The 8,177-nt window shown below is 74.7% G+C and carries 9 protein-coding genes; 4 read left to right on the top strand and 5 right to left on the bottom strand.

What is annotated here, in order from left to right; all coding sequences use genetic code 11:
- Positions 1–58 precede the first annotated feature (58 nt).
- Complete coding sequence (locus ACN6LD_RS24135; protein WP_445044237.1) at positions 59–799, bottom strand: SDR family oxidoreductase; 741 nt, start codon at positions 797–799, stop codon at positions 59–61.
- Between the two features lie 147 nt (positions 800–946).
- Between ACN6LD_RS24135 and ACN6LD_RS24130 the strand changes: the two genes are divergently transcribed.
- A complete protein-coding gene (locus ACN6LD_RS24130; protein WP_319187727.1) occupies positions 947–1,423 on the top strand; it encodes an RrF2 family transcriptional regulator in 477 nt (158 codons plus the stop codon).
- Between the two features lie 73 nt (positions 1,424–1,496).
- Here the strand turns inward: ACN6LD_RS24130 and ACN6LD_RS24125 are convergent, their stop codons facing one another.
- The 3 genes from ACN6LD_RS24125 to ACN6LD_RS24115 all read right to left on the bottom strand — a co-directional run bounded on the left by ACN6LD_RS24125 (position 1,497) and on the right by ACN6LD_RS24115 (position 5,093).
- The gene (locus ACN6LD_RS24125) at positions 1,497–1,670 is read right to left on the bottom strand and encodes a hypothetical protein (protein ID WP_445044236.1); all 174 of its coding nucleotides are present in this window, start codon (positions 1,668–1,670) and stop codon (positions 1,497–1,499) included.
- Between the two features lie 34 nt (positions 1,671–1,704).
- Positions 1,705–2,115: a RidA family protein gene (locus ACN6LD_RS24120; RefSeq protein ID WP_445044235.1), complete on the bottom strand. Its 411-nt coding sequence runs from the start codon at positions 2,113–2,115 to the stop codon at positions 1,705–1,707.
- Positions 2,116–2,252: 137 nt separating this feature from the next.
- A complete protein-coding gene (locus ACN6LD_RS24115) occupies positions 2,253–5,093 on the bottom strand; it encodes an ATP-binding protein (protein ID WP_445044234.1) in 2,841 nt (946 codons plus the stop codon).
- Between the two features lie 281 nt (positions 5,094–5,374).
- Between ACN6LD_RS24115 and ACN6LD_RS24110 the strand changes: the two genes are divergently transcribed.
- Together ACN6LD_RS24110 and ACN6LD_RS24105 are read left to right on the top strand one after the other, a co-directional pair.
- Positions 5,375–5,881 (top strand): pyridoxamine 5'-phosphate oxidase family protein, encoded by a 507-nt coding sequence (locus ACN6LD_RS24110; protein WP_319187693.1) that lies wholly within the window; start codon positions 5,375–5,377, stop codon positions 5,879–5,881.
- 82 nt (positions 5,882–5,963) lie between these two features.
- Positions 5,964–6,437, top strand: a complete 474-nt coding sequence (locus tag ACN6LD_RS24105; RefSeq protein ID WP_445044233.1) for an iron chaperone — start codon at positions 5,964–5,966, stop codon at positions 6,435–6,437.
- 183 nt (positions 6,438–6,620) lie between these two features.
- Here the strand turns inward: ACN6LD_RS24105 and ACN6LD_RS24100 are convergent, their stop codons facing one another.
- Entirely contained in the window at positions 6,621–7,487 is an 867-nt protein-coding gene (locus ACN6LD_RS24100) for an AraC family transcriptional regulator (RefSeq protein WP_445044241.1), read from the bottom strand.
- A 338-nt stretch (positions 7,488–7,825) separates the two neighbouring features.
- Here ACN6LD_RS24100 and ACN6LD_RS24095 point away from each other — a divergent pair, with 338 nt between their 5' ends.
- Positions 7,826–8,161 carry a hypothetical protein gene (locus ACN6LD_RS24095; protein ID WP_445044232.1) on the top strand — a complete coding sequence of 112 codons (336 nt, stop codon included), beginning with the start codon at positions 7,826–7,828 and terminating at the stop codon, positions 8,159–8,161.
- Positions 8,162–8,177 lie beyond the last annotated feature (16 nt).

Raw genomic sequence — 8,177 nt, 5'->3', positions numbered from 1 at the left:
CCCGCGCTCCTCGCGCGGGCGCCGCCCGAGCCGTTTCCCGCAGGCGACTCCGACCGGCTCAGCGCGCGGACGCCAGCCAGTCCCGGTAGCGCGTGGGGGCGATCCGGGCGCCGTCGGGCGCGGTGAGCACATCGCCCTTGACCACGCCGAACATGCCCGCGGCGTCGTCCACGACGACCTGACGCCCGTCCCCCTTGGCGGCGATGGTCACGCGTCCGAGTTCGTCGAGGGTGAAGACCTCGGGACCGCCGATGTCGCGGACGCCCTCGAGGGGCGTGCCGGCGGCCGCCTCGGCGACGGCGGCGGCCACGTCCGCGGCGGCGATGGGCTGGATCGGCGTGCGCGGCAGCCTGACGGTGTCGCCGTCCGTGGTCCAGGACAGGACCGCGTCGACGAACTCCATGAACTGCGTGGCCCGCACGATGGAGTACGGGATGCGGCCGGCCTCGAGGAGTTCCTCCTGGAGCACCTTCGCCCGGTAGTAGTCCAGCTCGGGCACCTGGTCCACGCCGACGATGGACAGGACGACCACATGGCCGACGCCGGCCGTGCGGGCCGCCTCCAGCAGGTTGTCCATCGACGTCCGGAAGAAGGCGGGCGACGCCTCGTCGAAGGTCGGCGAGTTGGTCAGGTCGACGACCGTCTCCGCGCCGGCGAGCGCCTCGTCGAGGCCGACTCCCGTGATGACGTTCACGCCGGTCGACTGCGCGGCAGCCGTCGCCTCGTGCCCCAGCTCCTTCAGCCGCCGGACCACCTGTGAGCCGATCAGGCCGGTACCGCCCACCACCACGATCTTCATGGCCGTTCCCTTCGTCGCCCTGCGCGTGTCCGTACGGCTCACCCGCCTCGGGGGCAACCGCCCCTTTCTCGGACATCCCTTATCCGGGATAATACTCGGACATCGAATGTCCGAGTCAAGGGCCTGGGTAAGGTGAGTCGCGTGAAGATGTCGGGCGGGGTCGAGTGGGCGCTGCACTGCTGTGTCGTGCTGACCTCGGTGCACGAGCCGGTCCCTGCCGCCCGTCTCGCCCAGTTGCACGACGTCTCCCCCACCTACCTCGCCAAGCAGCTCCAGACCCTCTCCCGGGCCGGTCTGATCCACTCCGTGCAGGGCAAATCGGGGGGATACGCCCTCACCCGCCCCCCTGAGATGATCACCGTCCTCGATGTGGTGGACGCCGTGGACGGCCCCGGCCCCGCCTTCGTGTGCACGGAGATCCGCCAACGCGGCCCGATGGCCACTCCCGCCGAGGCCTGCACGACCCCTTGCGCGATCTCGCGCGCCATGGCCGCGGCCGAGGCCGCGCGCCGCGAGGCCCTGCGGGCCGTCAGCGTGGCCGACCTCGCGGCCGAGGTCGAGTCGGACCACGGCGCGGGCGCCCTGAACGGCATCGCCGCCTGGCTGGGCACGCCGGGCGGCTGACGAAAGCGGCCCGCGGGCCCCGCCCCGCCCCGCCCCGCCCCGCCGGGAGACGAGCACAGGGCCCGGTACGTCGTCAGCGCAGCAGGCCGAACCGCACGTCCCGCCATATGCCGCGCGCCGGGGACCGGGCGTCGTCGGTCAGGCGGTCCTGCGGAACTGCCCGGACCTTCACCGGTACGGAGCCCGCGGTGAGCGCGGGCCGGCCCTGGTCCCGGTCGGCTGCGAAGCCGGCCCGGGCCCGCAGCATGCGCCGGGACAACGCACGGCGCGGTCGCCGCAGCTCAGGCGTCGAGCACTGCGGCGACGGCCTCGATCTCGACGAGTTGGTCGTGGTAGCCGAGCACGGTGACACCCATCAGGGTGCTCGGGACGTCATGGTCGGCGAACGCGTCCCGGACCACCTCCCAGGCCGTCACGAGGTCCTCCTGCCGGGCCGACGCCACGAGCACCCGGGTGCTGATGACGTCGTGGAGCGACGCACCGGAGGCGGCGAGCGCCGTCCGCATGTTCTCGACGGCCTTGCGAGCCTGGCCGGCGTAGTCCCCGACCGCCGCCGTGGAGCCGTCCTCGTTCAGGGGGCACGCGCCGGCGAGGAAGATCAGACGTGACTCCGCGGGCGCCGTGGCCGCGTACGCGTACTCGGCGACGTCGGACAGGGCGGCGGAGCGGATCAGGGTGACGGCACGAGGCACGGTCTGCGGGTCCTTTCCCGGGGACGAGGAGCCCGGACATCCTGTCAAAAGCCCCGGGCCGGCCGCCTCTCCTTTTCGAACGGCGTTGCCGCGGAGCGGTGTTCAGCATTTCTGAACGGCGTAACGGGAACCGGTGCTCAGCCGGCGCGAGGTGCGAGGCCGAGACCGGCGAGGGACGCCCCGCCCGCGGTCGCGTGCGCGTCCCCGGCGAGCAGCAGGGTCCGGGCCGCCTGATATCGGCTGCCCGCCGCCTCGAACGCCGCTGCGACGGTGAGCAGTCGCGCCCGGTCACCGTCCAACAGCGCTTCGCAGCGGTCCAGTTGGGCCGTGGCGACGGGGTTGCCGGCGACCAGGCCGCGGGCGGCCCCGATCCGCTCGCGCGCGTCCGGGTGTCCGGCCAGCGTCGACGCCTCCGCCCGCACCGCCGCGTACCAGTGCAGCCACACCCAGGTGACCCACTTCCACACCCGGTCCGGCGGCGGCGCCACCCGCTCCAGGGCCGCCTCGGCCGCCCCGTGGTGGAGGGACACCGTCGCGTCGAAGACGGCGCCGTAGCCGTGGCGGTGCTCGGACTCGTGACCGGCTTCCTGGACGATCGCGAGCCACGCCGTCCTGGCCTCGTGATCGCCGCGCAGCCCGTGGACCATCGCGACGGACGCGGCGGCCGGGCCGAGCGAGAACGACCGCGGCCGGCCGCCGCGCTCCCACGCGTCGAGGAAGCGCGCGCCGCCCGCGAGCACGTCGTCGGCCGCGCCCGCGAGGGCGTCCGCGACCAGCAGCCAGGAGACGGCGTGATGGCCGGCCTCGGCCAGCAGCGGGTGACCGGCGAGCTGCCGGCCCCATCGCCGGGCCTGTTCCAGCTCGCCCACCCCGAGTGCGGTCGCGGACGCCATCGCGAGGGCGTCCATGCGCTCGTGCGCGGCGGCGGGCGTGCGCCGCGCCGCGGTCAGCACGTCGATGCGGCGGCGGGCGGCGTCCGCCGCCCCGAACGGCCGGCCCGCCCAGCTGTGAGCGCCGGAGAGCGCGTCGAGGGCCGCGGACTCGGCCACCGGGTCGTTCGCCCGCCGGGCCAGTTCCACGGCCCGCTCGGCGTGTCCGACCGTCTCGTGCGCGGTGTTGTCCGTGCCGCCCTGGACCGCGCCGAAGGCGTCCGCCACCACCGCCGCCTCGGCCAGCGCCACCGCGGCCCCGGCCGCCGGGCCTGCGTCGCGGGACAGTTCACGCGCCTCCGCGAGCAGGCAGGCCGCCTCCTGCACGGTGGGAACCTGTTCGAACGTGCTGGAGAAGCGGTACGCGACGGTGGCGGCGGCCGCCAGGTCACGGCCGGCCGCCGTCGTGTCGCCGGCCCGGCGGGCCGCGTCCGCCGCGGCACGGTGCAGCCGGAACATGTCGTCGCCGAGCCGGCGGCAGCCTGCCACCCCGGCAGCCCGGCGCAGTGCGGCCGCGGCGCCGGCCGGATCGCCCGCGGTGTCGGCGAACGCGGCCGCCTGCTCGAAGCACTGCTGGGCCTCGCCGACCAGGGTGCGGGCGAAGGCCAGGCCCGCCAGGGCCAGTGCGAGACGACGGGCGTCCTCGCGGCGCTCCGGACTGCCGGCCGCCCAGGCCAGTGCGGTCCGCAGGTCGTCAGCCGTCCCGTCGAACCGTGCCCAGCGGCCCTGGGCCGCGAACTCCGCGAACTCCGCCGAGGCGTCGGCCCGTTGGGCGTCCTCCAGGGCGGACGCGGCGGCGAGGCACCAGTCGAGGTGGCGGGAGCGGACGTCCGCCCGTTCGTCGGCGTCGGCCAGTCGCCGGGTCCCGTACTGGCGGACGGTCTCCAGGGCCCGGTACCGGACGCCTGCCGAGGTCGGCGTCGCGGTCAGCAGACTCTGCTCGGCGAGTCGGCCGAGGCCGTCGGCGACCGCGGCCGGGTCCAGCGGCGCGAAGGCGGCCACCGCGGCCGCCGCCTCGGCCGTGAACGGCGCCGCGAACACCGAGATCCGGCGCAACAGCGCCCGGTCCCACGGCTCGAGCAGGTCGTGGCTCCAGTCCAGCACCGCCCCCACCGAGCGGTGCCGGTCGTGCGCACGCGGCCCTCCGGCGAGCATGCGCAACTGGTCGGTGAGACCGGCCGTGAGGCCCTCCAGCCCCAGGGCGGGATACCGCGCGGCCGCCAGTTCGACGGCCAGCGCCATCCCGTCGAGGCCGGCGCAGAGGGCCGCGACGCCCTCGCGCGCCGCGGCGTCCGGAGCGCGGCCGGCCGCCGCCGCCCGGTCGACGAAGAGCGCCACGGCCTCCGACTCCGCGCCGTCCGCCCAGGACAGCGGCGGCACCTCGAAGGCCCACTCGAACGGCACCAGCATCCGGGCGCGGCTCGTCGCGAGCACCTGCACTCCCGGGCAGGCCGTCAGCAGCCGCTCCAGGAACGGGGCCACGCCCTCGATGATCTGCTCGCAGTTGTCCAGCACCAGCAGGGCCCGATGGCCGGTCAGCGCGGCGAGCACCGTCTCGTCGACGCCCCGGGCCGGCTGCTCGCCCGTGCCCATCGTCGCCGCGACCGCCGCGCCCACCCGTCCGGGGTCGGTGACCGGGGCGAGATCCACGAACCACACGCCGTCGGGGAAGTCGCCGGCCGTCTGCGCCGCGACCGCCAGCGCGAGCCGGGTCTTGCCCACCCCGCCCGGCCCGACCGCGGTCACCAGCCGGCGCGTCTTCACGGCTTCGGCGAGGTCGGCGCGCTCCCGCGTCCGGCCCACGAACGCCGTCAGGGGCGTCGGCAGTGCCGGCGCCGGGCGCGTCCGCCCGGCGCGGGCGAGGTCGGCCGCACGGCGGGACAGGGTGCGCCGGTCCGGAGCCCGGAGCTTGCGCAGCAGCGCGGAGACGTGGGACTCCACCGTGCGTACCGAGATGAACAACTGCGCGGAGATCTCCGCGTTGGTGAGGTGCTCGCCGAGCAGCGCGAGCACCTCCGCTTCCCGGGCCGAGATCTCTGGAGTGGACACCGGGACATTATCCGCGGCGGCTGCCCCGAGGCCCCGGGAGGTGCGAGTCCTCTCCGCAGTCCTGTACGCAGTGCGTTCCGCAGTCCTGTCCGCAGCGCTTGCCAAGTCCTGTCCGCGGTGCTGTCCGCGGTCCCTCCCGGACTGCTTTCCGTGGTGCTTTCCGTGGTGAGCACGGACGCGGCGGCCACAGCGCTCGGGAGAGTCTGTGACCACGGCGTTCGAGCCCCGGCAGGGACACCACGGCGCCGCTCCCGACCACACCGCCGACCACAGGAGGGACCATGAGCGGATCGTCAGCACCGGCGTCCGAAGCCACAAACCCGCAGCCCGGGCCCACGGGGGCCGCCCCCCGCCCCCGCGCCGTGCGCCGCCGCGACACCGAGTACCGGCTCGCCCACGACGTCGACGTCTGGGTGGCCAGCGCCTCTCCCGACGGCACGCCCCACCTCGTGCCGCTCTCCTTCGACTGGGACGGCCGCACGCTGCTCATGGCTACCCCGGCGGACAGCCCGACCGGCCGGAACCTGGCAGCCTCCCGGATCGCCCGGCTGGCCCTCGGACTCACCCGTGACGTCTGCATGATCGAGGGCGAGGCCGAGGTCCTCGGCGTCGACGCCCTGCCGCCGCGGCAGGGCGACCGGTTCGCCGAACGCACCGGCTTCGACCCGCGCACCCTCACCACGCCCTACCGCTGGTTCCGCGTCACCCCCCGCCGTGTCCAGAGCTGGCGCGAGGCGGACGAGCTGGCCGGCCGCGACCTCATGCGCGACGGCCACTGGCTGGCCTGACCGCCCCGTGCGATCGCCCAGCAGCCCCTAAGTACCCCTCTGTGCACACGATCTGATGGCCCGTCGACTGAGGAGATCCGAGATGACGAACACCCAGCAGTCCGCCGCCGACAGCGCCGCCCCCGAGAAGTTCGACGGGTTCACGGCCGAGGAGCGCGCCGCCATGAAGGAGCACGCCCGGGACCTCAAGACGACCGCGCGACGCAGCCCGCGCACCGCCGAGGCGGACGGCCAGAAGGACGTGCTGGCGAAGATCGCCGACATGCCGGACGCCGACCGCGTCCTCGCCGAAGGGCTGCACCGGATCGTCACGGCGGCCGCCCCGGACCTGGCGCCCAAGCTGTGGTACGGCATGCCCGCCTACGCCAGGAACGGCAAGGTCGTGTGCTTCTTCCAGAGCGCGCAGAAGTTCAAGACCCGGTACGCCACCCTCGGCTTCAGCGACCAGGCGGACCTCGACGACGACGCCATGTGGCCCACGGCGTACGCCCTGACGAAGCTGGACGCCGCCACCGAGGCCCGCATCACCGAGCTCGTCGCGAGGGCGACCGGCTGAGGCGCCGGGCTGGGGCACCGGGTCCGGGGGCGACCGGCTGAGGAGGCGGGCTGGGGCACCGGGTCCGGGGGCGACCGGCTGAGGAGGCGGGCTGAGGCACCGGGTCCGGGGGCGACCGGCTGAGGCGGCGGGCTGAGGCGGCTCCCCGCCGCGGCGGTCGGCGCGCCCTGGCGCGCCGGCGGTTCAGCCCCCTTCGCGTTCCACCGGAAGCCACAGCTCGGCCTCGGCCTCGGTCCCGTCCGCCGACAGACGGGTGCGCAGGATCTCGGGGCCGGGGCGGCTGCGGTAGGGGTTGGCGGGGAACCACTCGGTGAACACGTCCCGCCACAGGACCTGGATGGCCTCCGGCACCGGTCCGGAGGCGGTGAACACCGCCCATGCACCGGCCGGGACATCCAGCCGGGCGGTCCCCTCGGGTGCTTGCGCCGACGTGATCACCCCGTGGTAGTAGTCGAGTTCGGTGCCCTCGGCGCGGCTCGGGTCCAGGTCGTCGCAGACCGCGACGACATCGAGCGGCTCCTGGTCCGCGAGGGTCCGCAGGTCCTCCAGGACGCCCGGGTCGATCCCCCGCACGAGGTCGATGATCGCCTGGTTGGGCCCCGAGTGCACCAGTGGCACCCGGGCCTTGAATCCGACGACGGTGAAGTCCGGCCTGTCCACCACGCGATAGCGCATGCTGCTGCTCCCTTCGACGGTGAGACGGAAGGTCAACCGGGGCTGGGAGACGAGCGCGGCCCCGGTGCGCCGGGCCTCGCCCGGGCCGACGCCGTGCACGGCTCGGAACGCCCGCGCGAACGCCTCGCCCGAGCCGTAGCCGTAGCGGACCGCGATCGCCAGCAGCGGCTCGCGCCCCGCGAGCACGTCGGCGCCCGCGACCGTCATTCGCCGGCGCCGGACGTACTCCGACAACGGCATGCCCGCCAGCGCGGAGAACATCCGGCGCAGGTGGTACTCCGAGGTGGCCGCGGTGCGCGCCAGCACCGCCACGTCGACGACCTGGTCGAGATGGCTCTCGATGTGGTCCATGGCCTGGTTGAGCCGCTCCAGCACGCCGGTCCCCTTCCTTTTCGTGATCACCACGCTAGGCGTGCCGCACTCCGGCGGACCCGACATCCTGTGCCCGATCGGGTCGGGTGCACGGCGCGCCTGGAAGGTGGATCACTTTCCGGCCCGCCGATGTCACACTCGGGCCTCTCACGCCCTCTCGGTTCTCGATGCGCCCGCGACCTTGCTCCGGGGCATGTGAGGGCTCCGGGCACGCTCCCGGGCAGGTCACGGTGGCGGACTCGCCGACCGGGTGGCAACGGGGCGCCCGGTGCGGGACTGCTTCCTCTGAGGCTGCTCAAGTCGCTTGGCAGGAGCGGGACTCGGCGGCCACGATGACCGACATGACGGGACTCGCGGGACTCAGCAGGAAACACGACGCCGTACTGACCGTCCGGGACTCGGACCTGGTCGCGGCCGCCCTTCGGCAGGCGCTCGCCGAGGCCTCGCCCGAAGAGCGTCCCGGCTTGGAACGCGCCGCCGCCCTGGTCGAGTCCACCGCCGCCGCCACCGACGGTCAGATGCGGGCCCGTTGGGTCCGCTCCCGGCTCGCCTCGGCCGGCTTCACCGGTGACCTCGCCTCGGTCTCGGCCGTAAGAGCGCTGCGCAAGGCGGAACCGGACCTGAGCCTGCTGGCGGCCGTGCGTCTGCAGAAGGACGCGGTGGCCTTCCCGGAGTGACACGGACGCGTCCGGG

It is taken from the genome of Streptomyces sp. SAS_272, assembly GCF_052543235.1.
This window is presented reverse-complemented; position numbering and strand designations above follow the sequence as displayed.